Genomic DNA, 22916 nt, shown 5'->3' with positions numbered 1-22916 from the left:
TTAAAAAACAACATTTATAATCTTACCGAATGGAGTTGACTCCATGTCAAACAAAAATATATATACAATTGGTGATTTCGCTCAGTTGACTGGGCTAAGTCCAGATACGTTACGTTTCTATGAACAAAAAGGACTAGTTAAACCGCAACGAGGTAATCGCAATCTACGGTTGTATAATGATGATGACCTTGAACATGTTGCGATGGTTCGCCGAATGAAAATGGGTGGTTTTTCATTAGATGAAATTTTAGAATATACGACTTTTCGTGAGCAGGGCTTAGATACGATTCATGTAAGAATGTCGTTGATGCGAGCAAAAATTGCGGCATTACATGAAAAGCAGCAGGCAATTGATAGTAGTATTGAATATTTAGAGGATAAATTGAAGATGCTAGCAGATCAAGATAACAAGTAACTAGCTACTTATTATTGATGGGCAATGCAAATTGTTTGACAGAACTATCCGTGTACAATAAAATATCCATAGATATTAAAAAATAGACGGATAGAGGTAATTGAGATGAATATTGTATTATTAGGTGGGAATGGCTATTTAGGCCGTAACTTTACTGAAAAAATTATTGAAACTAACCCTGAGATAGAGGTATTAGTATTATCTCGATCAGGAAATAATAGGTTGGTAAAATCACAAATTAAAAACATTGCAGTTGATGTAAATGACTATGAATCAGTTAAGTTGGCCTTGCCTGACCACATTGATTATATTGTTAACTTTATTGGTCGCCCAGAGAAAGACCTAATTATACTACGCGACATAAATATGGTCCCAGTGGAATTAATGAAACGATTAGCTGAAGAAAAACAAGTTAAAGCAATGGGGATGATCGGTGGACTTTTAGGACCTAAGCCATTCTTGAAGATTAAAGCAGAAGCAATTAACTTGTTAAAAACTAGTTCGATTCCATTAGCCTATGTTGAACCGACATTGATATATGGTAATGGTCGTCAAGACTCAATGACTAAAATGGTACCAATCTTGAAATTCTTTGGGATTTTTGCTAAAAACATGAAACCAGTTGATGTAAATGACGTGGTTAATAATATAGCAGTGCAATTATTTAAATACTAAAAGGAATAACTATGAAACTTAATCAAAGTACGGAACAAGGGGTCTATGTGGTCATAATTTTGGCTTTGCAAACAGACCATAAACCGATTAAAAGCGCATTATTGGCAGAAATATTACAAGTATCGGATTCATATTTGAAAAAGATTCTTCGCAAATTAGTGGTTGCAGATGTAATTAATTCTGAGGCCTCTAAAGAGGGCGGTTTTATTCTTAATCGTAAAATTGAAGAGATATCTTTTGGAAATGTTTACCAGGCAATTCAAGTGAATCATGATGAAATTAAATTTAATCATGTGGGAGATCAGCTATTTGATGATACCAAGCATGTTCGTGAAGGTGAAAATAAAATAATGGTGGCACTTCAGAATGCTGATGCAGCATTTATTGAAACCCTTAATCAAATTCAAATGTCATCATTATTAGAGACATATGCCATTTCTAATGGAGCAATTGACTGGTTACATCAGTTAGGTGAATAAAATGACAAAACGGATTATCATTAGCAAGCTAATTGAAGCACCAATAGAAGAAACGTTTAACTGGATGGCCCAATCCAATAATTTTTCTAAAGCGCCCTGGGTGTTCAGCTCTAAATGGCGGGATAGTAATAACTATAATGTGGGTGCTGTACGTAATATTTTTATGTTAGTCGGCTGGTATCAAGAAAAAATTACGGTGTTTGAACGGAATAAAAGAATTCAATATCGAGTGCTGAAATCATTTCCACCGGTGAAACAAGATTTTACTGAGATGAAATTTGAAAAAGTTTCACGTGGAACAATGGTGACGTGGACCATTGATATTGATGTACTAGTTCCTATTGTTGGTCCAATTATCACGCAAGTAGCAGGTAAGCTTGCTGTAGGACTATATAGTAGTATTTTAATTACTGGTAATAGGGTGTTAACCAAGGTATAAGCAAGTATTTATTGTTATATCTTTACGTATATGTAAGCGTTGCAATTACACTGAGGTGATAGTTGTGCATACTATTTTGACAGTTATAATAATTACTTGCGGGATAGCATTATTTATTCAGGCTTATCATGATAAAAGGCTTCGTGGCCAAAAAAATTATCGGCCTTGGAATGAATTTTTTCGTGGTAAGAATAAATTTTCTGAAACTGAATCTAATAATGAGACAACGCAAAGTAACAAACTGCAGATACCTAACGAATTGGCACCGATATCTGGATCAATTGGCATTGTATTGCCATCTATTTTTCTAACTACGAATTATCAAAAATTAAATGATGATGAAACTGATGATTTTCTAGATGAAGCAATGAGTGATTTAAATCGGCAAGGATTAAACACAAGCGAATGGACCTATGATCAGTCTACAATCGTGTTTAATGCATTAATGAAATATGATGAAATTGATCCGGAACTTTTACAAGATCCGAACGAATTTGATGCCTTGGAAGATGATATAGAAATTCAACGACGCGAAATTGATCATGATGATTATCCTGGAGATGAAGATGACAAGGATTTTGATCTTGCAGGTAAGTCAATTGATGGCACTAACTATGATAACTGGAACCATCCTGACGCGGAAGATTATGATGCCGACGAATATACCAAATATTATTCAAATCACTAATAAATAATTATAAGTATGATTTTATTGGGTTAAAGTGAAAACCTAGTCGATGCTTGATGGACTTTTAGATACTTATCTTGAAGTAATGGCAGCTGTAGTTAAGGATATACAAAAAACGATCAACTTTTAAAGTTGGTCGTTTTTGATTAAATTTAGTTTAAACAAATACCTTGGTGGATTGTTTAGTCAAGGTTCCATCACGTAGTTCATAAATTTGATCAGCAAATTCTTTTAATCGAATATCATGGGTCACAATAACTACGGCTTTGTTGCGAGTGTGAGCTAATTCTTGGAACAAGTTACCAACCACTTTTACCCGAGCGGTATCAAGTGCAGCAGTTGGCTCATCAGCAAGTAAAATCTTTGGATCAGGATAGAGTGCCCGGGCAATCGCTACCCGTTGTTGCTGTCCACCTGAAAGCTCATTTGGAAACTTGTTAATTAAATCTTGAATTCCAAGTTGGTTTAATAATTCATTTAGTTCCATGGGTGTTAAATTATGCAATTTTTTAACTTTATCAACTAATTTAAATTGATCAGCAACCGTTAAATATGGAAGTAGGTGATAAGCTTGCAAAATAAACCCGATGGAATCAAGACGTAGTTGTTCGCGTGCTTTTTTTGATGTGTCTTTATAGCTTTGACCATCAAATAAAACATCACCATCAGTGGGAGTTAATAAACCACCGGCAATCGTTAAAAAGGTACTTTTACCTGAACCAGAAGGACCAATAATTAAACTTAAGGTACCAGGTTTAGCATCGAAATTTACATCGTGTAATACGTGAACACGGGCGGTGCCACTGCCGAAAAATTGATTAACATGTTGAATTGAAAGAACTGACATAGTTTTAACCTCCGATAACTGAAATAGGATCAACTCGTAATACCGAACGAACGGGAATTAGTCCGCCAATAAGTGACATAATCATTAAACCAACGCCAACAACAATTAAAATTGGAATATCAAAGGCCATTGGGACAGCTGATGGCATTGAGATTGCAGTGATAATGGTTAAAATAGAACTGATAACTAGTCCAGATAGGACTAGAATTAATGATTGAGAAACGGTGGCCCCAACTAAAATTTTACTTGGAATTCCTTGCGCTCTTAAAACGGCGTAATTGGGTAACTTTTGCATTGTAAGAATATATAAAAAGACGGCAATCACAATTAGGGAGATACCCATTAGGAATCCAATCATTAGTCCAAAGGTTAAGTTCTGAGCTTGATAACCTGGCATCTTATTAATGAATTTGGAAATCGAATAGGTTTTAAGTGCATGACTAGAAGTTCGATAGTTAATGTTTTTTGAAACAATCGCACTAGCAATCGTTGATGATGATGTGCCTTTCAGTGATGACCAAGTACTTAATTGTCCATAAATAACCGGGGCAACATTCATTTTGGCATTTTTGGTAAAACCAACAATTTTATAATTAGTATTATCGGCATTCAGCTTAAAAGTATCTCCAAGTTGGTAACCTGACTCCTGAAACGATGTGTCGACAACGACTTCATGATTAGTTTGGGGCATATGACCAGTAGTTAATTTAATTTTTTTAGCAACAAATTGATGGCTATCCAATCCAATAAAGACACTAGAAATACGTTCATGACCGGTAGCTTTGGCAACCACAGATGCTTGACCAATATAGGCCTCTTTGTCAGTTAACGTTCCAACTTGAGGAGCGGTTAAGAGGGATTGTCGCATATCGACATTAGCGTTGGCATCAAGTGTGATATTTTGAATGCCCCAAGAATCAATAGCATCCGTATTTTCTCTAGCTAAGCCTAAAGCTAGACTAGTAAGAATGAAGATTAAATAGCTGATGAGCACAATCATTGAAATAATTAGACCCGAACGAAGCTTTTCTTTACGAATTTCTTTGAGTGCTAAAAACATATTAAGGACTCCTTTTATAGTTGTCGGATAGCGTCTGTGAGTTGTGATAAGCGGATTTCAGCGTTTTCTTTATCGAGTAAAGCGTCACGTAATGTCTGATGACATAAAACTTCTACAGCCCAATGACTAGCTCCGTAAGCTCCAGAAATGATGTGGCTGGGGCGAGTGCCTAAAACACTTTCATTATTACTAAAATGCATCAAGATTAATGGTTGATATTTTGAATTATTAATCCCCTCAATAAATGCTTTAGTGGCACTTATATAATTATCTATTGCAACTGGTTCATCATAATTGAGGTTCGGAAATCCAGTATGAATATCTTGCATAGCCACTTCAAATAAATAACAATAAGCATCATTTAAATCAGTAAAGTATTTATAAAAAGCTCCACGAGCAATTTTGGCTTCAGTGACAATTCGTGCAACTTGGGCCTCTGCTAAGGGATATTGACTGAATTCGGTTAATAGTGAATCACGGATACGAGTTTGTTTTTCACTGGTTAGATGTTCAAAGGTGGGTAGTGGCATGATTAAAACTCCTTTTCGGTCAAAAGTGACACTGCGTCAATATGGGTATCATAACACAAAGTGACACGGTGTCAACAATTATGATTACGCTCTATAATGTAGTTGAAGCTTGACGTATTTACGTAAACAAGTTATATTTTAATCATCAAGGTGAGTGATTACTCACTTACGCTTAATTAATGAGGTGAAATTAATGGAAAATGCGATTAAATTATCACATTTAGTCAAAAAGTTTGGTAATCAGATAGTCTTACAAGATGTGGAATTTGATGTTAAAGTTGGCCAAATTGTTGGTTTAATTGGTCCATCAGGATCAGGAAAATCAACCGTGATTAAAATTGCCTTAGGAATGGAAGTTGGCGATGGCGGTGAAGCAACCGTTTTAGATAAAAAAATGCCCAATCGTGAATTATTAGGTCAAATAGGTTATATGGCACAGGCTGATGCGTTATATGATTCTTTATCCGCTTATGAAAATTTAAAGTTTTTTGCTGATATGAAGGGGATTAAAGCCAACCAAGTTACTGATGAAATTAACCATGTCGCACAAGTAGTTGATTTAACTAATGATTTAAACAAACGAGTTAGTGGTTTTTCTGGAGGAATGCAACGACGCTTATCATTAGCGATTGCTTTGCTGGGACAACCGCAATTATTAGTATTAGATGAACCAACTGTTGGGATTGATCCAGCGTTACGTCGTAAAGTTTGGACTGAACTACGCGCGATTCGAGCACAAGGCCGGTCTATTTTAATCACGACGCATGTGATGTCAGAAGCTGAACAAGTAGATGAAGTAGCATTACTTTTAGGTGGAAAAGTGATTGCATTTGATACGCCGACACAACTGAAAGCACAGTATCAAGTAGCATCAATTGAAGATGTCTTTTTGAAAGCTGAGGGGGACTTATAATGCGAACATTAGCAATTATGAATCGGGTAATTAAGGAATTATTACGCGACAAACGAACGCTAGCTTTAATGTTTCTTGCACCCATCTTAATTTTATTTATGTTGAAATTAATGTTTGATACTAATTCGACCACTAACATCACGATTGCAGCAGTTAATGTTGATGGTGGAATTAGAACGGAATTAAAAGCTACTAAGCATGTTCAAGTGGAAACCTATACAACTATTGGTGATGCAAAAAAAGCATTAAAGAATGAAACGGTTGACGCGATTGTTAAACAAACTGGTAGTAAGTATGATATTACATACGACAATACCGATTCTAGTAAAACAACTGCTACTAAAATGGCCTTTAAAAATGCAGTTGCAACGAATGATTTGTCACAATTGAAGTCCACAGTTGAATTATTAGCAAAACAAAGTGGAACAACTATGCAAATGAATAATGGAAGCAAGATTAAAGTGAATAATCATTATCAATATGGTGATGCGGATACTGGCTTTTTTGCTAAAATAATTCCGATTTTAATTGGCTTTTTTGTGTTCTTCTTTGTCTTTTTAATTTCGGGGATGGCCTTATTAAAAGAACGGTCATCGGGAACTTTAGATCGATTATTAGCAACGCCGGTGAGACGATCGGAAATTGTGTTTGGTTACATGCTCAGTTACGGCATTTTAGCGATTATTCAAACGGCGATTATTGTTGTAGTCGCTGTGTGGTTATTAGACATTGAAGTCGTAGGAAATATTTTTAGTGTTATGTTAATCAATATTATCTTAGCTTTTGTAGCTTTAGCATTTGGAATTTTGATGTCGACCTTTGCACGTTCGGAATTTCAAATGATGCAATTTATACCGTTAATCGTGATGCCACAGGTATTTTTTTCAGGGATTATTCCACTCGATTCAATGGCTAATTGGGTACAATCAATTGCGTATATTTTGCCAATTAAGTATGCTGGTGACGCGCAGACACAGATTATTATGCATGGTGATTCAATTTTTAAATTAGGTCTAGATATTGTAATTTTAGTTATATTTATTATTGTACTAACAATTTTAAATATTGTTGGTATGAAACGATATAGGAAGGTCTAGTTTTCGTAAATTAAAGTTTAAAAGGGTGGGAAAATGGCCGATAAAATTTATCTTAACTATCAAGAAATGTTAAATGAACAAACGATGCCAAACGGTAAGCGGCAAGTATTGGCAACGGGCATCAAATTATTTGCTGAAAATGGGTTTGATGGAACTTCCACGGCTCAAATTGCAATTGAAGCTGGAGTTAGTCAGGCAACAATTTTTAAGTATTTTAAAACAAAAAAAGCACTATTAATTGCCATTGTAGAACCAATTATTGAACAATTATTTCCGGTATATCGGGATGAATTTTTTGGGAAATTCAAAAAACAGACGGATGTTCAAGCTTTAATTCACTTTATTATTATTGATCGATTTGAATTTATCAATCAGAATGCAGAAATTATTAAAATTTTGTTGATTGAATTGTTAACTGATAAAACATTGCTACCTAAAGTTACAAGGGTTATCACAGATGATAGTGAGCACAACGGAATCAAGGAAGTATTTGGTGGTCAAATTGAATTGATGCAGCAACGTGGTGAAATTTATTCGGAACTCTCACTGTTAGAGATAGTTAGAATGATTATCAGTCAAATGTTTACTTATTTTTTGCAAACTAAAATTTTATTACCTAATGTGAAAACAAATGTTGAACATGATTTAGAACAACTTGAAATTCAAATTTTGCGTGCAATCAGTCCTAAATTTTAAAGTAAATGGATGACTTTGTTTCACGTGAAACAGTAAACTAATCGGTTTTATATAAATAATTTTATGTTCATCAAAAAATGATTGAAGTTAAGTCGTGGTAGGGCTTGACTTGCAATATGATTGTAGATACAATTATCGGAAATATAAGAGTGAGGTTTTTGAGATGGACACAAAATTAAAGGTTGGTGTGATTGGTGCAACAGGGATGGTTGGCCAACGATTTGTCACACTGTTAGTCGATCATCCGTGGTTTGAAGTTGCAGTTGTCGCAGCCAGTCCTCATAGTGCTGGTAAAACATATCAAGAAGCTGTATATGGTCGTTGGAAATTAGACGAAGCAATTCCAGAAAATGTAAAAAATTTAGTGTTATTAGATGCAGCAGATGTTGCTGCGGTCACTTCACAAGTTGATTTTGTCTTTTCTGCGGTAGATATGTCAAAAGATGAAATCCGTCAAATTGAAGAGGACTATGCTAAAACTGAAACTCCAGTCGTTTCAAATAATAGTGCTCATCGTTGGACGCCTGATGTTCCAATGATTATTCCAGAAATTAACCCGGAACATTCTGCGGTAATTAAATATCAACGGGAACGATTAGGAACTAAACGAGGATTTATTGCGGTTAAGCCTAATTGTTCAATCCAAAGTTATACGCCAGCTTTAACGGCGTGGCAAAAATTTGAACCAACACAAGTAGTAGCGACAACTTATCAAGCGATTTCTGGTGCGGGTAAAACATTAGAAGATGCCCCTGAAATCATGGGTAACGTGATTCCGTATATCCCTGGTGAAGAAGAAAAGTCTGAAATGGAGCCGCTTAAAATTTGGGGCCATGTGGATGACGAAAAGAAAGTAATTATTCCAGCTGAGTCGACCGTAATTACTAGTCAAACTTTACGAGTTCCAGTTTTATATGGACATACTGCGGCGGCATTTGTTAATTTTAAACAAAATCCGACTAAGGAAGAATTAATTGAAGCACTTGAAAGTTACAGTGGTGTACCACAAGAGTTAGGTTTACCAAGTGCACCCAAACAATTTATTCAATATATGCAAGATGATTTCCGTCCGCAAGTTCGATTTGATGTAAATTTTGAACACGGGATGGGAGTTTCGGTGGGGCGTTTACGAACAGACAAGATTTTTGATTGGAAGTTCGTTGGGCTTTCACATAACACACTGCGTGGAGCAGCTGGTGGAGCAGTGCTCTGTGCGGAACTCCTGACGTCACAAGGATATATTAAAGCTAAGTAAAATATGTAATGTAAAAGCTAATCCATTTGGATTAGCTTTTTTTGTTGACAAATGTAAACGTACCGATTATGATGTGTTTAAGGATTACAAATGTAAACGTAAAAAAGGGGTGAGCAAATGACGGAGATACAAACAGAAAAAATGACGAGTGCCGAATGGGAATTAATGCGAATTGTATGGACATTAGGCCACGCTGGTAGTCGGGAAGTGATTGAGATTATTCAGCGGAAACGAGAATGGTCAGAGTCAACCATTAAAACGTTATTGGGTCGGTTAGTTAAGAAAAATTTGTTGGCGACAACTAAAGAGGGTCGTAATTTTGTCTATCATGCAACAATTCCTGAACAAACGGCGATGAATGACACGGTTAATGATCTTTTTGCCTCACTTTGTAATATGAAAAAAGGAATTACAATTATCGAATTAATTAAAAATTCAACTTTAACTAAAACGGATATTGAATCAATGCAAAAAGTCTTAGAAAAAAAACTAAGTGATGCACCTGATAAAGTTGAATGTGATTGTGTACCAGGCGCGGCAATGAATTGTAAATAACAAATTAACTAAAGGGGTAATAATGATGATCAAAATAATAGTAGTAATTGTTGCAGTAGTTTTAATTGGCTTAATCGCTTGGTGGTTTTTTGGAAAACGGCAAGACAAGGGCGTTGAAGCAACGTTAAATAGTAAAACGCAAACTGCTACAGTTAGCGTTAACGGTGGATATAATCCAAGCACAATTGTTTTAAAACAAGGCGTTCCGGCTAAACTTACTTTTAATCGTAAAGATGCATCAAGCTGTTTAGAACGAGTAGTTTTTGAGGACTTCGGTATCAATGATTTTCTCCCACAAAATGAAGATCACGTGATTGAAATTGATACCACCAAAGCCGGTGAATATGATTTTGCATGTGGAATGAATATGTTCCATGGAAAGGTAATGGTTAAACCATGAGCATTAAGAAGCGCTTTATAGTTTCCTTAGTTGCTTCGTTACCCATGTTAGTAATGATGATTACAAATTTATTTGGTTTGATGATTCATGGAGATGCTTGGATCATGTTCGGTTTAACTACCATCGTGATGGCAATCTCTGCCCGGCAATTTATTGAAAGTGCGTGGGCATCATTTAAAAATCATCATGCCAATATGGATACTTTGGTAGCAGTGGGAACGTTAGTAACTTATGTTTATAGTATTTTTGCATTATTAACTGGTCGGGCAGTTTTTTTTGAAAGTGCCGCCTTTGTCGTTACGTTTGTACTATTAGGTCAAGTGTTTGAGGAGCGCATGCGCGATTCTGCTTCTAGTGCAGTTGAAAAACTAGTTAATTTACAAGCTAAGGATGCTGAAGTTTTACGTGATGGTCAGTATATTCAAGTACCAATTGATGAAGTTGAATTAGGCGATGAAATTCGGGTTAAACCAGGTCAAAAAATTGCGTTAGACGGAATTATTATTTCAGGTAAATCAGCAATTAATGAAGCAATGGTGACTGGAGAAAGTATGCCTGTGAGCAAAAAAGTGGGCGATCACGTGATTGGATCAACTTTAAATATTGATGGAACGGTCACTTTTAAAGTAACTAAAGTTGGTAGTGATACAATGCTGGCACAGATTGTCGAATTAGTGAAGAAAGCCCAAACTAGTCATGCGCCAATTCAGAAAACCGTCGATCAAATTGCCAATATTTTTGTACCAATCGTTTTGATGGTCTCAATTTTAACGTTTACGATTTGGTACAGTTTCTTAGGTGCTAGTGTGGTTAATGCAATGTTATTTGCGGTCTCAGTGATTATCATTGCTTGTCCATGTGCACTAGGAATTGCCACACCAACTGCCTTAATGGTTGGAACTGGGCGAAGTGCTAAATTAGGTATTTTAATTAAAAATGGGGAAGTTTTAGAAACCGTTAATCAAATTACCACGGTCGTTTTTGATAAAACCGGAACCATTACTGAAGGTACCCCCAAAGTGACTAATGTTATAGGGGATGAAAAAGAAGTATTAGCCATCGCCGCTGCATTAGAATCTGCATCAGAGCACCCATTGGCAAAGGCTATTTTGAAGCAACAACCAAATTCAGATTACGTGGTTGAAAACTTTAAATCAATTGAAGGCCGTGGAGTTGAAGGTGAAATTAATGGCGAAAAGGTGTTTGTAGGTTCGCCAAAATTAGCTAAAAGTAATTCATTTGAAGCTGAGATGCATCAACTACAAAACGAAGCCAAAACAGTGGTAACCGTTGGCCGCAATCAACAAGTAATTGGGTTGGTTGCCATCCAAGATATGGCTAAAGCAACTGCTAAAACAGCGATTAACTCACTGCATCGACGTGGATTAAAGACGGCTATGTTGACGGGTGATAATGAATTAGTTGCGCAAGCAATTGCGGATCAAGTTGGAATTGATACGGTAATTGCAAATGTATTGCCAAAAGATAAAGCTGATCAGGTTAAACATTTACAGACGAATGAAGTGGTAGCTTTCGTGGGTGATGGGATTAATGATGCGCCTGCGTTAGCAACGGCTGACGTTGGAATTGCAATGGGTTCGGGAACTGACGTTGCAATTGAATCTGGTGATATTGTCTTGGTTAAAAACGACTTGCTGGATGTTGTTAAGGCCTTAGAATTAAGTAAAAAGACCTTTAACCGGATTAAATTAAATTTATTTTGGGCGTTTATCTACAATGCAATTGGTATTCCAATTGCCGCTGGAATTTTTGTGAGTTTAGGTTTGATTTTAAGCCCTGAATTGGCTGGCCTGGGGATGGCGTTAAGCTCAATCTCAGTTGTAGGTAGTTCATTATTATTGAATAAAGTTAAATTAGTCGTTTAAAAAAAATCGCCAAAAATTTTGGCGATTTTTTGTTAACTATTATCGAAAGGCGTGCTTACTGGTAGAACTAATTAAGCACTTAACAAATTTACCTGAAACATTGCGCCAAACTTTACGAGTTTCAATGGGTTGATGCAGGCTAATTTTGAAGATGGTAAAGACATTTTGCTGCCAATGTTTAGTAAATTCATTGACGGAGGTGCTGCCGGTTTTATTAACAGCTTTAAAAAGTGAGTTAATAAAATATTTTTTGATAGTTGGTGATAACTCAGTTTGCCATGAAATTAATGATTCTTGCATGATTTTAGAAAATTTATCAGTCTGGGGAAGATAGTCAAAGTCATCATCAGCTACGCACCAGGTGAATGGGTTATGTTGTTCCATAAAATCGGCGGTACTTTTAACTACTTGAAATTTTTTTGACCGATCCATAATAATTCCGATTAATGATGTTTGTGGGACTAATTTAGTAATCCGATCTTGGAGATGAAGATGTTTAGTTTTAATTGAAGTCGGACCGTCGATACTATAAGTATGGATGATTCGTGGTTGAAGTTCAGGAGGGAGATGCTTAAAGGCAAAGGTTGCGAGATCACCACCTTTAGAGTGGCCGCCGATGATTACATCTCCAGAGACGGTATGCATAAAATCACACAGATATTTAGTAGCCTCAACTCGTGAGGGGATTTCCTTCATAAATTAAAGATTTAAGTCTTCTTTCCAGTCGACAAAATTAGATTCGGTTCCACGATAGCCAACGAAATAATTGTCAGTGTCAATTTGCAAACTAATTGCTGAAAAACATTGTTCCTTCCCGTAACTGAACTTATTTGTAAAATCTAAAAATTTTACGTTACGATAGCGAATACTATTTTTCATGATGTTTAGTAATGCATAATTTTTTTGGGCATTCCAAGTATGCTTGGTAAGGTGTGCAAGCTCTTCAATTGTCATATCTATCAACCTGGTCGGCGAGTTTAAGTGCTTGTAATTTAAGTAAGGGAGTTGTGAAAAAATAACCCCATCAATGTTGTTAAATGACTTTTCTGCAAAAGTAAATTTAGCGAACTTTTGGGCGTATGAAATAATGTCTAACATCATTGTTCCTTCCTTAGATTAAGAATTTGGGTTTGATAATAATATTACTTTTTAAAATACATTACGAGTATGTTGCTCAGCGTTTAAGAATTCTTAATTAATCGTGTTTCACGTGAAACTATTGGGTAGTTTATAACAAGCCAATTAAATGACAAACGATAACTAGAGGTGGTTTAATATTAGTGCGATGTTTTAGTGAAAATAACGGCGCAAATGGGGAGTTTCATGATTGAATTTAAAAATGTAAGTAAAGAATATGAACAAGGTATAGCACTGGGCAATCTAAATCTTAAGATTGAAGCTGGTGAGTTATTTGTTTTGGTTGGACCATCAGGAAGTGGAAAAACAACTTTATTAAAAATGATTAATGGGTTAAATAAACCAACGCATGGTGAGATTTTAATTGCGGGTCAAAATATTATTAAGAGTGATATTAATGAATTACGGCATAACATTGGTTATGTACTGCAGTCAGGAGCCCTATTTCCCAATATGACAGTTGAACAAAATGCTGCCATTCAATTAGATTTATTGGGTTGGAATGATGAAAAAAAGTATCAACGAATTTCTGAATTAATGACTCGAGTGGGGTTAGATCCTACAACTTTTTTACAGCGAATGCCCAGTGAATTATCCGGTGGTGAAGCACAACGAGTTGGAATTGTCCGTGCGCTGGCTGGCCAACCTAATATTGTATTAATGGATGAACCATTTAGTGCACTTGATCCAATTTCACGAGTTCAGTTGCAAGAATTGGTAATGGAACTTCATCGGGAAATCGAAACAACCTTTGTTTTTGTGACCCATGATATGCAAGAAGCACTGAAGTTAGCTGATCGATTGGCGGTTTTGCATCATGGTGAGTTACAACAAGTCGGACGACCACAAGAAATTTTGGCACATCCAGCTAATCAATACGTGAAAAATTTCTTTGATAATGACACATCCGTTGCGATCTTCTTACAGCAAGTAATTGATGCTGGCTTTGGGGTTCGACAAACAAATGAAGTGGCAATTCCCATGGGGGATGACCAAACGATTTTTGATTGGTCACGAGAAATTAACGATCATCCGGATCAATTGATTGTTGTGGATAACATTATTTTACGGTCAGAGGATTTAGTCAATTACATGGCAACCTTGAGAGTGGGGGTCATTAAATGATTGAATATTTACAAAAAAATGCTGGCGAAATTATTACAGCTCTTGGCCAACATATCTATATTTCAGTAATTGCAGCGGTGATTGCCATTGCCATTGCGGTACCATTGGCAATCGTGTTAATTGATCATCCTAAGGGTGGCGAATTAGTTTCACAAATAGCCGGCGTGATTCAAACAATTCCTAGTTTAGCAATTTTAGGGTTATTAATTCCATTGGTGGGAATTGGAACGTTACCAGCAATTATTGCACTAGTACTCTATGCAATTATGCCAATTTTTCAAAATAGCTATTCTGGCTTAACGAATATTGATCCGATTTTAATTGAAGCAGCGGACGCTTTTGGGGTTTCAAAACGGTTTAAATTATTTCGGGTTCAACTACCGTTAGCGTTACCAATGATTATTTCCGGAATTAGAATTGCAGTGGTATTAATTATCGGTACAACGACACTGGCGGCATTAATTGGTGGTGGCGGTTTAGGAACTTATATTTTAGTCGGAATTCAAACTAATGATGATCATGCGCTGGTTGTTGGGGCCGTTTTGTCGGCACTGCTGGCCTTATTAGCAAATGCAATTATTAAGATATTAGGACGAGTATCATTGAAAAAAATTGTGATCGTTATTGGTACTTTGTTAATTATGTTTGGCGGCTATACAATTACCACTAAACTATTGGCACAGCGGACTCAAACAATTACCATTGCCGGTAAAATGGGTGGTGAGCCTGAAATCTTAATTAATATGTATAAAGATTTAATTGAAGCTAATAATCCTAATGTGAACGTGGAGTTGAAACCTAATTTTGGTGGGACGAGTTTTTTATTTAAAGCATTGAATAGTGGCAAAGTAGATATTTATCCTGAATTTACCGGTACGGTTATGCAATCGTTAGTTCAAACTTCAGATAAAGTGAGTCATAATCCGCAAAAATCTTATCAAGAGGCAAAACGGTTATTGCAAAAACAATTCGGATTGAGTTATTTAAAACCGATGAAATATGAAAATAATTACGCTTTGGCGGTTCGCTCTGATGACGCAAAAAAATATAAGCTATCGACACTTAGTAATCTAACCAAGGTTTCAGATCAGTTAACGGCAGCCTTTGATCCAGATTTCTATCAACAATCTGATGGCTATCCGGGATTGAAAATGACTTATGGAATTGAATTCTTATCAGTCAAAACAATGGAACCGGCATTAAGATATCAAGCGTTAGCTAATCGAAAGATTGATGTGACTGATGCATACACAACTGATCCGCAATTGCGACAGTATAATTTAACAACCTTAAAAGATGACCATGGATTTTTTCCGTCTTATCAAGGAGCACCATTGATGAAGACAAGTTTTGCTAAGAAAAACCCTCAGATTGTTAAGAGTTTAAATCAATTAGCTGATAAAATTTCGACAAGAGAGATGCAGGAAATGAATTATCAAGTTTCAGTAAAACATCGAAAAGCTGCGGTCGTTGCAAACGAATATCTGATTAAGCATAAATTGATTGAGCAATAGTTCTTAATGTATTTTTTATCAGGTGAAAAGTTAGCTAGTGATGAGAAACAGATTTTTTTTAAAAATGAAGATAATGTTCTACAAAATGTTATTAATTGATAATAATCAAAAAAGCCGGTCAAAGTTTATGGACCGGCTTTTTGAATGTGAGTAATTGACAAGTTGTTGATATATGTCAAGTTTTATCAATTGAAAAGGAATAACTATGGATATTTCCTTTTAAATCACTACACAAAAGAGTATATTATGTACTGTAAGGGTATTCAATATATTATGCAATTATTAGGTAGGATGTTTAAAAAAAGGGGGACTTATTATGGATATTGTCACACTAGCAAGATTTCAATTTGCGATGACAACAATTTTTCACTTTTTCTTTGTACCGTTTACCATTGGGACTGGATTTACAGTAGCCATTATGGAAACAATGTATGTGCGTTCAAAGAATGAGTTATATAAAAAGATGACAAAATTTTGGGGGAACATTTTTCTTCTTAGTTTTGCGGTCGGAGTTGTAACAGGTATTATTCAGGAATTCCAATTTGGGATGAACTGGTCGGATTATTCAAGATTTGTTGGTGATATTTTTGGTGCACCATTGGCCATTGAAGCATTACTAGCATTCTTTATGGAATCAACATTCTTGGGACTATGGATTTTCACTTGGGATCGGATGAAACCAAAAGTTCATTTAATTTTTATTTGGTTAACAGCATTTGCATCAATCCTGTCGGCTTTCTGGATTTTAGCTGCCAACAGTTTCATGCAACATCCAGTCGGCTATACATTGAAAAATGGTCGTGCTGAAATGAATGATTTTGGTGCATTACTAGCCAACCATCAAGTATGGTATGAATTTTCTCACGTTATCGCTGGTGCCATTACGATGGGTGGAATTATCGTTGCTGGTTTGTCAGCTTTCCAATTACTTAAAAAGAGTCAAAAAGCGAAAGCATTCTTTAAGAAATCACTTCGTCTAGGATTAGTAATTTCGCTTGTTGGTTCAGTCGCTGTAATGGCTGCAGGAGACCTACAAATGAAAGACTTGGTTGAACAACAACCAATGAAATTCGCTGCAACTGAAGGTAATTATAAAGATACTGGTGATCCAGCTGCATGGACCTTAATTGCTTGGGCTAATGAAAAAGATCATACACAAGCGTTTGGGGTAGATATCCCTTATGTATTAAGTATTCTTGCATTTGATAAACCATCAGGTTCAATTAAAGGAATGAACACTGTTAATAAAGAATTAACGGTGAAGTACGGAAATAAAAATTACTATCCATCGGTTAACACACTATTCTATAGTTTCCGTGTGATGGCAGCCTTCGGAGTATTGATGTTCTTGGTTTCCGCACTTGGACTATTCTTCTCTCGAAAGAAGAAACCAAGCCTTTACGAACATAAATGGATGTTATGGATTCTTGGTTTAACAACCTTTACCCCATTTATGGCTAATACAGCCGGTTGGTTAATTACCGAATTAGGTCGTTTCCCATGGACTGTCTATGGATTGTTTACAATGGAACAAAGTGTGTCACCTAACGTTTCAGCTACATCGTTAATTATTTCTAATACGGTGTACTTCTTATTATTTGCTGGTTTAGCTAGTGTTATGGTTTATCTTGTGATTCGTGAATTACACAAGGGACCTGATTACGAAGAAAATAAACTAGCAGATGAAGCTAAAATTAATTCGGATCCTTTTGACAAGGAGGCATTTAGCTAATGAGTGGATTACAACTATTATGGTTCATTTTAATCGGTGTTTTGTTCTCTGGATTCTTCTTCCTTGAAGGCTTTGATTTTGGAGTCGGAATGTCAGTCCAAACACTTGCACATGATGAACATGAAAAAGACCAAATTATTGAAACAATCGGACCGGTATGGGACGGGAATGAAGTTTGGCTATTAACGGCCGGTGGTGCAATTTTTGCATCATTCCCTTATTGGTATGCATCAATGTTTAGCGGATATTATCTTATCTTATTCATTATTTTGATTGGATTAATTATTCGTGGGATTTCATTTGAATTTAGAAGTAAAATGCCAGGTAACAAAAAGAAAGTTTGGAACTGGACATTAGCAATTGGTAGCTTTATTGTGCCATTCTTCTTCGGAATTTTATTCATTAGTATGGTTAAAGGGATGCCATTAGACGCCGCCGGCAATATGAAGGCTGGGTTCACGGATTATATTAATGTGTATTCGGTAGTTGGTGGGGTTGCATTAACTTTACTTTGCTACTTGCACGGATTAAACTACTTAACTTTAAAAACACTAGGACCAGTTCGTGATCGTTCACGTAATTATTCTGAACTGTTGTACTGGGTATTATATCTAGGCTTAGTTGTCTTTGCAGTGTTAACATATTTCCAAACTGACTTCTTTACGGTTCACCCAATTACAACCCTTGCACTATTAGCTGTAATTGTGGCCTTAACAGTAGTTGCTAATGTAGCCGTTGCTAAACGTAAGGAAATGACCGCCTTTATTGCAAGTGGATTAACTTTAATTACGCTGGTAGCATTGCTATTTAGTGGCTTGTTCCCACGTGTAATGGTTAGCTCACTTACACATAAGAATGACTTACTAATTGTTAATGCATCATCAAGTCCTTATACATTGCATATTATGACGATTGTGGCCTTTACCATCTTGCCATTCGTCTTAGCATATACCGCATGGACATATTATATTTTTAGAAAACGGATTAAACATCCAAAAATCGAGGGTGAGATAGTTAATGCTGGATAAGCGATTAATGAAACTCCCTGGAATTAAAAAAATAATGGTAATGCTTGCAGGCTTAGCGGTTTTGCAGGCATTATTTATTATCGGGCAGGCAATTAGTTTATCGCTTGCAATTACAGGGCTGTGGTCAGGAAAAAATTTATCAGAAGTAATTAAGTGGATGGGGACCTTCGCAGCATCCTTTGTCGGACGTCAACTGATTGAGTTAGTCCGTGATCGTATGCTGGATAAGTTTGCATATTCAAGTGCACAACAAATCAGAACAACACTATTAAACAAAATTTTTAAATTAGGACCTGAGGTAGTTCAACAAGTTGGTACCGGAAATATTACTACGATGACGTTAGATGGTATTGATCAAGTTGAGAATTATATCAAATTGATTCTATCCAAAGTGATGAACATGATGTTGATACCATGGTTTGTTTTAGCGACGGTGTTCGTTTTTGACTGGGAATCAGGGCTTGTTTTAACGTTAGTCTTTCCTTTAATCATTATTTTCATGATTATTTTAGGCTATGCAGCTAAAAGTAAAGCGGATAACCAATATGCTAAATTTGAAATGTTATCTAATCATTTTATTGACTCATTACGAGGAATCTCAGTTTTAAAGTACTTTGGCTTAAGTAAAAAATATGCTGATAGTATTTATACAACTAGTGAACAATTTAGAAAAGCAACGATGTCGACGATTAAGGTTGCAATTTTATCAACGTTTGCACTCGATTTCTTTACGACCTTGTCAATTGCCGTAGTGGCGGTGTTGTTGGGATTGAGATTGATTAATGAAAAGATATTCTTATTTCCAGCCTTATCGATTTTGATTTTAACGCCAGAATATTTCCAACCAGTTCGCAATTTTTCTAGTGATTATCATGCGACTTTAGATGGCAAAAATGCCATGACGGCCATTTATAATATTATTGATAACCCGGGAAATAAAAGTGAATCAGTTAAAATTAATCCGTGGACCGAGCAGTCACAATTAACGATTAATCATCTTGATTTTAATTATCAAGATTCATTCGGCGTTAAAAATTTAAAGCTGAATATTCAAGGCTATAATAAGGTAGGAATTATCGGGATGAGTGGTTCTGGGAAAACAACTTTAATTAATTTATTAAGTGGTTTCTTTACTCCCGAAAGATCAGATATTCAAATTGATAATTCAAACTTAGAATCTTTGAATCAGGCAGATTGGCAAAAGCAATTAATTTATATGCCTCAAACACCATATGTTTTCCATAAAACAATTCGAGAAAACGTTGCGTTTTATCATCCTAATGCAAGTGATAAAGATGTAAGACTGGCAATTGAGGCCGTTGGATTAACAAGTTTCGTAGACGAACTGCCTGATCATTTAGATACGGTACTTGGTGAAGGATCCCGTGCCCTTAGTGGTGGTCAAGCACAACGGATTGCTTTGGCTCGTGCGCTAATTGATTCAGGTCGTAAAATTATGTTGTTTGATGAGCCAACTGCTCATTTAGATATTGAAACCGAAATTGATTTAAAAGATAAAATGTTACCAATGATGGATCAGCGCTTAGTTTTCTTTGCTACACATCGTCTTCATTGGATGAAAGACATGGACTATATTTTAGTCATGAAACATGGTGAACTTGTTGAACAAGGTACGTTAGAACAGTTGCAACAAAATAATGGTCCGTTTGTTGAACTAACAAATGCAATGATTGGTGGTGAAGCTGATGTTTAAGAATGATACGTGGGTGAAACCATATTTAAAACAATATAAACGTCCATTGATGTTAGCCGTTTTTCTAGGAATCATTGCGGTTGCGTGTGAAGTTGGGTTGATGTTTAATTCTGGTTATTTAATCAGTAAGTCAGCTTCGTTGCCAATTAATATTTTATTGGTCTATGTTCCAATCGTATTAACTAGAACATTTGGGATTGGTCGTCCAGTATTTAGATATATGGAACGATTAGTTAGTCATAATTGGGTTTTGAAGATGACGTCTAACTTGCGCCGAAGACTATATGTAGCTTTAGAACCACAAGCGGTCTTTTTTAATCAAAAATATCGGACGGGTGATATTTTAGGGCTGTTATCAGAAGATATTAACCATATTCAAAATTTATATTTACGGGTAATTTTCCCCGCCATTATTGGTGGCTCGTTATATGTCGTAGTTGTTATTTTGACCGGATTTTTCTCAATTTTCTTTGGTTTATCAATGCTAGTATTGTTTGGGTTTGTCGTATTTGTGATTCCAATGTGGTCAGTGGCTGCGAATGGAGCGCGTCATGCCCAAGCTAAAGTGATGAAAAATAACCTGTATGGTAATTTGACGGACAATGTTCTTGGAATTTCTGATTGGATTTTTAGTCAACGAGGCCAAGACTATGTTGAACTACATGAAAAATCAGAAGCAGAACTGCATGAAGTTCGGGACAACATTCTTAAATTTAAACGACGTCGTGATTTCTTAGTACAAATTGTATTTGGGGTAATTGTGATTGTGGCCCTGATTTGGACAGGTAATAGTTTCGATGGTGTCCATGGTTCAGGAATGACTAATTGGATCGCAGCATTTGTGCTAGGTGTCTTTCCGTTAATTAATAGTTTTGAACCATTATCTCAAGCAGCTGAAGAAAGTTCGAATTATCAAGATTCGATTAAACGTTTTAATGAGTTACCGGATGCAACAAAAAAACCAACTGAGACGTCTGAGCTAACTAGCCCATTAACAATCAAAGTTGATCATGTTGATTTCAGTTATTCAGTTGAATCTAAACAGATATTAAATAATCTCGAAATTAAAATTTCAGCGGGAGAAAAATTAGCTATTTTAGGTAAAAGTGGTTCTGGTAAAAGTACCTTAACTCATTTATTACGTGGTGATTTAATCCCGGATGAAGGTCAAGTTACGATTAATGATATTAAAACTAGTGATTTAAATGATGAAATTGATCAATATATCGGTGTGATTAATCAAGTACCATATTTGTTTAATACTACGATTGCCAACAATTTACGTATTGGTGATGAAACAGCTAGTGAAGATAAATTATGGGATGTTCTTGAACGGGTAGGCTTGAAAGAAATGATTAAACGACTACCAAAGGGACTTGATACCTTAGTTGATGAGGCAGGTTTACGGTTTTCTGGTGGTGAACGTCATCGTTTGTCGTTAGCAAGAATTTTACTAAAAGATGTTCCAATTATTATTTTAGATGAACCTACAGTTGGATTAGACCCGATTACTGAACAAGGATTAATTAATACATTCTTTAATCAATTGGATGGTAAAACGGTTATCTGGGTAACGCATCATTTACAAGGTGTTGATAGTATGGATAAAGTTATCTTTATTGAAGATGGACAAATTGAAATGCAAGGCACACCGACTCAATTAAATGATACAAATCAACGTTTCCGTGATTTGAAGGCCATTGATGCAGGATTTTAGTATTTTCTCGTTAGCATTTGTTTAATCACTTTGGCTAAAACAATTTTTGGTTGACCAGCTGGTAGTTGAGCGATTAACTTTTCAGCTTGGTTAGTATATGAGCGGGCGTATTCAACTGCTCGGTCAAGGCCACCTAGTTGTTTTACATGAAACACAATTGCTTCAACATCACTGGCGGTTAATGCGTGATTTTTATCCGTTAGCACTTCAAATTTAGTGGGATCCGTTTGAATTGCTAATAATAACGGCAAGGTATAAACACCCATGGATAAATCCTCTAAAATTGGCTTTTTAAGCGTTTTTGGGTCAGATGTATAGTCTAAGATGTCATCATTAATTTGGAAGGCGATACCGATATTTTGGCCGATTTCAGACGCTAGTTGAGTAACTTCAGTTGGGGCTCCACCAAAATGAGCTCCTTCTAAACAAGCAAGGCGAAATAATTCAGCGGTTTTACCTGAAACGGTGTCTAAATAAACCTCAACTGGATTATGGTAGTTGAAGCGATTGGCTTTTTGGACCAGCTCACCAGTTAGAATTTGTTCCATTGCATTAGCATTGATTTGCATAAATTCGGTGCCATTCATGGTTTCATTAATTAATTGGAAGAATTTAGTGAAAAGTAAATCACCTGCGTAAACGGCGATGTCTTTACCCATATTAGTTTGAATACTGGGCACACCACGACGTAAAGGGGAATCGTCGACAATATCATCATGGATTAAGGTGGCCATGTGTAAAATTTCAAGTGAAGCAGCAATTTTAATGAGCTTATCATCGTTTTTAGCTTGATTGCCAAATTCATTGAATAATAAAAACATGGCTGGACGTAGCATTTTTCCACCGGCAGTAATCATTTCGGTAATTGCTAGTTCAACCTCTGAATTATTATGATTGATAAATTCAAGTAATAAATTGCGTACTTGTTGAGTTCCATTTTTAACTATAGGATAATTAAAACTATCATCAGACATTTTGTTGCTCCTCCACGAGTTCTTATAGAGCTATCTTACC

Annotated in this window: 22 protein-coding genes and 1 pseudogene; 18 read left to right on the top strand and 5 right to left on the bottom strand. The window is 35.9% G+C overall.

From position 1 onward, the window contains the following. The first annotated feature begins 43 nt into the window (after positions 1-43). From FC70_RS06490 to FC70_RS06470, 5 genes are all read left to right on the top strand, one after another. The gene (locus FC70_RS06490; protein WP_057890181.1) at positions 44-415 is read left to right on the top strand and encodes a MerR family transcriptional regulator; all 372 of its coding nucleotides are present in this window, start codon (positions 44-46) and stop codon (positions 413-415) included. A 105-nt stretch (positions 416-520) separates the two neighbouring features. Continuing rightward, the gene (locus FC70_RS06485) at positions 521-1090 is read left to right on the top strand and encodes an NAD-dependent epimerase/dehydratase family protein (protein ID WP_057890180.1); all 570 of its coding nucleotides are present in this window, start codon (positions 521-523) and stop codon (positions 1088-1090) included. An 11-nt stretch (positions 1091-1101) separates the two neighbouring features. Then, the gene (locus FC70_RS06480) at positions 1102-1569 is read left to right on the top strand and encodes an RrF2 family transcriptional regulator (protein ID WP_057890179.1); all 468 of its coding nucleotides are present in this window, start codon (positions 1102-1104) and stop codon (positions 1567-1569) included. A gap of 1 nt (position 1570) precedes the next feature. Further along, the gene (locus FC70_RS06475; RefSeq protein ID WP_057890178.1) at positions 1571-2008 is read left to right on the top strand and encodes an SRPBCC family protein; all 438 of its coding nucleotides are present in this window, start codon (positions 1571-1573) and stop codon (positions 2006-2008) included. A 76-nt stretch (positions 2009-2084) separates the two neighbouring features. Continuing rightward, the gene (locus FC70_RS06470; protein WP_123827730.1) at positions 2085-2696 is read left to right on the top strand and encodes a hypothetical protein; all 612 of its coding nucleotides are present in this window, start codon (positions 2085-2087) and stop codon (positions 2694-2696) included. Between the two features lie 157 nt (positions 2697-2853). On the opposite strand, the gene FC70_RS06465 is transcribed toward FC70_RS06470, so the two are convergent. The 3 genes from FC70_RS06465 to FC70_RS06455 are packed head-to-tail and all read right to left on the bottom strand — an operon-like array spanning position 2854 to position 5133. Beyond that, positions 2854-3543, bottom strand: a complete 690-nt coding sequence (locus tag FC70_RS06465; RefSeq protein WP_057890176.1) for an ABC transporter ATP-binding protein — start codon at positions 3541-3543, stop codon at positions 2854-2856. 4 nt (positions 3544-3547) lie between these two features. After that, a complete protein-coding gene (locus FC70_RS06460) occupies positions 3548-4603 on the bottom strand; it encodes an ABC transporter permease (protein ID WP_057890175.1) in 1056 nt (351 codons plus the stop codon). A gap of 14 nt (positions 4604-4617) precedes the next feature. After that, on the bottom strand, positions 4618-5133 hold the full coding sequence (locus FC70_RS06455) for a TetR/AcrR family transcriptional regulator (protein ID WP_057890174.1): 516 nt from the start codon (positions 5131-5133) through the stop codon (positions 4618-4620). A 193-nt stretch (positions 5134-5326) separates the two neighbouring features. Here FC70_RS06455 and FC70_RS06450 point away from each other — a divergent pair, with 193 nt between their 5' ends. The 7 genes from FC70_RS06450 (at position 5327) to FC70_RS06420 (ending at position 11935) form a co-directional block, all read left to right on the top strand. Continuing rightward, a complete protein-coding gene (locus FC70_RS06450; RefSeq protein WP_057890173.1) occupies positions 5327-6046 on the top strand; it encodes an ABC transporter ATP-binding protein in 720 nt (239 codons plus the stop codon). Beyond that, entirely contained in the window at positions 6046-7143 is a 1098-nt protein-coding gene (locus FC70_RS06445; RefSeq protein WP_057890172.1) for an ABC transporter permease, read from the top strand. The genes FC70_RS06450 and FC70_RS06445 overlap by 1 nt, the downstream gene beginning before the upstream one ends. Positions 7144-7176: 33 nt before the next feature. Next, positions 7177-7839 carry a TetR/AcrR family transcriptional regulator gene (locus FC70_RS06440; protein ID WP_057890171.1) on the top strand — a complete coding sequence of 221 codons (663 nt, stop codon included), beginning with the start codon at positions 7177-7179 and terminating at the stop codon, positions 7837-7839. A 163-nt stretch (positions 7840-8002) separates the two neighbouring features. Further along, positions 8003-9094, top strand: coding sequence for an aspartate-semialdehyde dehydrogenase (gene asd / locus FC70_RS06435; RefSeq protein WP_057890170.1), 1092 nt, complete (start codon positions 8003-8005; stop codon positions 9092-9094). Between the two features lie 117 nt (positions 9095-9211). Further along, on the top strand, positions 9212-9649 hold the full coding sequence (locus FC70_RS06430; protein WP_057890169.1) for a CopY/TcrY family copper transport repressor: 438 nt from the start codon (positions 9212-9214) through the stop codon (positions 9647-9649). Between the two features lie 22 nt (positions 9650-9671). Next, a complete protein-coding gene (locus FC70_RS06425) occupies positions 9672-10049 on the top strand; it encodes a cupredoxin domain-containing protein (RefSeq protein ID WP_057890168.1) in 378 nt (125 codons plus the stop codon). Further along, positions 10046-11935, top strand: coding sequence for a copper-translocating P-type ATPase (locus FC70_RS06420; RefSeq protein WP_057890167.1), 1890 nt, complete (start codon positions 10046-10048; stop codon positions 11933-11935). The genes FC70_RS06425 and FC70_RS06420 overlap by 4 nt, the downstream gene beginning before the upstream one ends. Before the next feature lie 39 nt (positions 11936-11974). Here the strand turns inward: FC70_RS06420 and FC70_RS06415 are convergent. Beyond that, positions 11975-12814, bottom strand: a pseudogene (locus tag FC70_RS06415) (Mbeg1-like protein). 444 nt (positions 12815-13258) lie between these two features. Between FC70_RS06415 and FC70_RS06405 the strand changes: the two are divergent. The 6 genes from FC70_RS06405 (at position 13259) to cydC (ending at position 21902) form a co-directional block, all read left to right on the top strand. Beyond that, a complete protein-coding gene (locus FC70_RS06405) occupies positions 13259-14197 on the top strand; it encodes an ABC transporter ATP-binding protein (RefSeq protein ID WP_057890164.1) in 939 nt (312 codons plus the stop codon). Continuing rightward, the gene (locus FC70_RS06400; protein ID WP_057890163.1) at positions 14194-15711 is read left to right on the top strand and encodes an ABC transporter permease/substrate-binding protein; all 1518 of its coding nucleotides are present in this window, start codon (positions 14194-14196) and stop codon (positions 15709-15711) included. Before FC70_RS06405 ends, FC70_RS06400 begins: the two co-directional genes overlap by 4 nt. Positions 15712-16024: 313 nt before the next feature. Beyond that, the gene (locus FC70_RS06395; protein ID WP_275453064.1) at positions 16025-17443 is read left to right on the top strand and encodes a cytochrome ubiquinol oxidase subunit I; all 1419 of its coding nucleotides are present in this window, start codon (positions 16025-16027) and stop codon (positions 17441-17443) included. Further along, positions 17443-18471: a cytochrome d ubiquinol oxidase subunit II gene (gene cydB, locus FC70_RS06390; protein ID WP_057890161.1), complete on the top strand. Its 1029-nt coding sequence runs from the start codon at positions 17443-17445 to the stop codon at positions 18469-18471. Before FC70_RS06395 ends, cydB begins: the two co-directional genes overlap by 1 nt. Continuing rightward, a complete protein-coding gene (gene cydD, locus FC70_RS06385; RefSeq protein WP_057890160.1) occupies positions 18461-20185 on the top strand; it encodes a thiol reductant ABC exporter subunit CydD in 1725 nt (574 codons plus the stop codon). The genes cydB and cydD overlap by 11 nt, the downstream gene beginning before the upstream one ends. Continuing rightward, positions 20178-21902 carry a thiol reductant ABC exporter subunit CydC gene (cydC, locus tag FC70_RS06380; RefSeq protein WP_057890159.1) on the top strand — a complete coding sequence of 575 codons (1725 nt, stop codon included), beginning with the start codon at positions 20178-20180 and terminating at the stop codon, positions 21900-21902. Before cydD ends, cydC begins: the two co-directional genes overlap by 8 nt. On the opposite strand, the gene FC70_RS06375 is transcribed toward cydC, so the two are convergent. Continuing rightward, entirely contained in the window at positions 21899-22876 is a 978-nt protein-coding gene (locus tag FC70_RS06375) for a polyprenyl synthetase family protein (RefSeq protein WP_057890158.1), read from the bottom strand. The two genes, cydC and FC70_RS06375, sit on opposite strands and share 4 nt — an antisense overlap. Between the last annotated feature and the right edge of the window lie 40 nt (positions 22877-22916).

Origin of the sequence: Paucilactobacillus oligofermentans DSM 15707 = LMG 22743 (assembly GCF_001434315.1) — a bacterium.
Lineage (GTDB): Bacteria > Bacillota > Bacilli > Lactobacillales > Lactobacillaceae > Paucilactobacillus > Paucilactobacillus oligofermentans.
This window is presented reverse-complemented; position numbering and strand designations above follow the sequence as displayed.

Bases quoted from the DNA above. Each gene is read 5' to 3' on its own strand.
- FC70_RS06405 (WP_057890164.1), top strand. From the start codon at position 13,259: ATGATTGAATTTAAAAATGTAAGTAAAGAATATGAACAAGGTATAGCA.
- FC70_RS06465 (WP_057890176.1), bottom strand. From the start codon at position 3,543: ATGTCAGTTCTTTCAATTCAACATGTTAATCAATTTTTCGGCAGTGGC.
- FC70_RS06460 (WP_057890175.1), bottom strand. From the start codon at position 4,603: ATGTTTTTAGCACTCAAAGAAATTCGTAAAGAAAAGCTTCGTTCGGGT.
- FC70_RS06440 (WP_057890171.1), top strand. From the start codon at position 7,177: ATGGCCGATAAAATTTATCTTAACTATCAAGAAATGTTAAATGAACAA.
- FC70_RS06485 (WP_057890180.1), top strand. From the start codon at position 521: ATGAATATTGTATTATTAGGTGGGAATGGCTATTTAGGCCGTAACTTT.
- FC70_RS06400 (WP_057890163.1), top strand. From the start codon at position 14,194: ATGATTGAATATTTACAAAAAAATGCTGGCGAAATTATTACAGCTCTT.
- FC70_RS06445 (WP_057890172.1), top strand. From the start codon at position 6,046: ATGCGAACATTAGCAATTATGAATCGGGTAATTAAGGAATTATTACGC.
- FC70_RS06455 (WP_057890174.1), bottom strand. From the start codon at position 5,133: ATGCCACTACCCACCTTTGAACATCTAACCAGTGAAAAACAAACTCGT.
- cydC (WP_057890159.1), top strand. From the start codon at position 20,178: ATGTTTAAGAATGATACGTGGGTGAAACCATATTTAAAACAATATAAA.
- FC70_RS06480 (WP_057890179.1), top strand. From the start codon at position 1,102: ATGAAACTTAATCAAAGTACGGAACAAGGGGTCTATGTGGTCATAATT.
- FC70_RS06450 (WP_057890173.1), top strand. From the start codon at position 5,327: ATGGAAAATGCGATTAAATTATCACATTTAGTCAAAAAGTTTGGTAAT.
- asd (WP_057890170.1), top strand. From the start codon at position 8,003: ATGGACACAAAATTAAAGGTTGGTGTGATTGGTGCAACAGGGATGGTT.
- FC70_RS06490 (WP_057890181.1), top strand. From the start codon at position 44: ATGTCAAACAAAAATATATATACAATTGGTGATTTCGCTCAGTTGACT.
- FC70_RS06425 (WP_057890168.1), top strand. From the start codon at position 9,672: ATGATGATCAAAATAATAGTAGTAATTGTTGCAGTAGTTTTAATTGGC.
- FC70_RS06420 (WP_057890167.1), top strand. From the start codon at position 10,046: ATGAGCATTAAGAAGCGCTTTATAGTTTCCTTAGTTGCTTCGTTACCC.
- cydD (WP_057890160.1), top strand. From the start codon at position 18,461: ATGCTGGATAAGCGATTAATGAAACTCCCTGGAATTAAAAAAATAATG.
- FC70_RS06430 (WP_057890169.1), top strand. From the start codon at position 9,212: ATGACGGAGATACAAACAGAAAAAATGACGAGTGCCGAATGGGAATTA.
- cydB (WP_057890161.1), top strand. From the start codon at position 17,443: ATGAGTGGATTACAACTATTATGGTTCATTTTAATCGGTGTTTTGTTC.
- FC70_RS06375 (WP_057890158.1), bottom strand. From the start codon at position 22,876: ATGTCTGATGATAGTTTTAATTATCCTATAGTTAAAAATGGAACTCAA.
- FC70_RS06475 (WP_057890178.1), top strand. From the start codon at position 1,571: ATGACAAAACGGATTATCATTAGCAAGCTAATTGAAGCACCAATAGAA.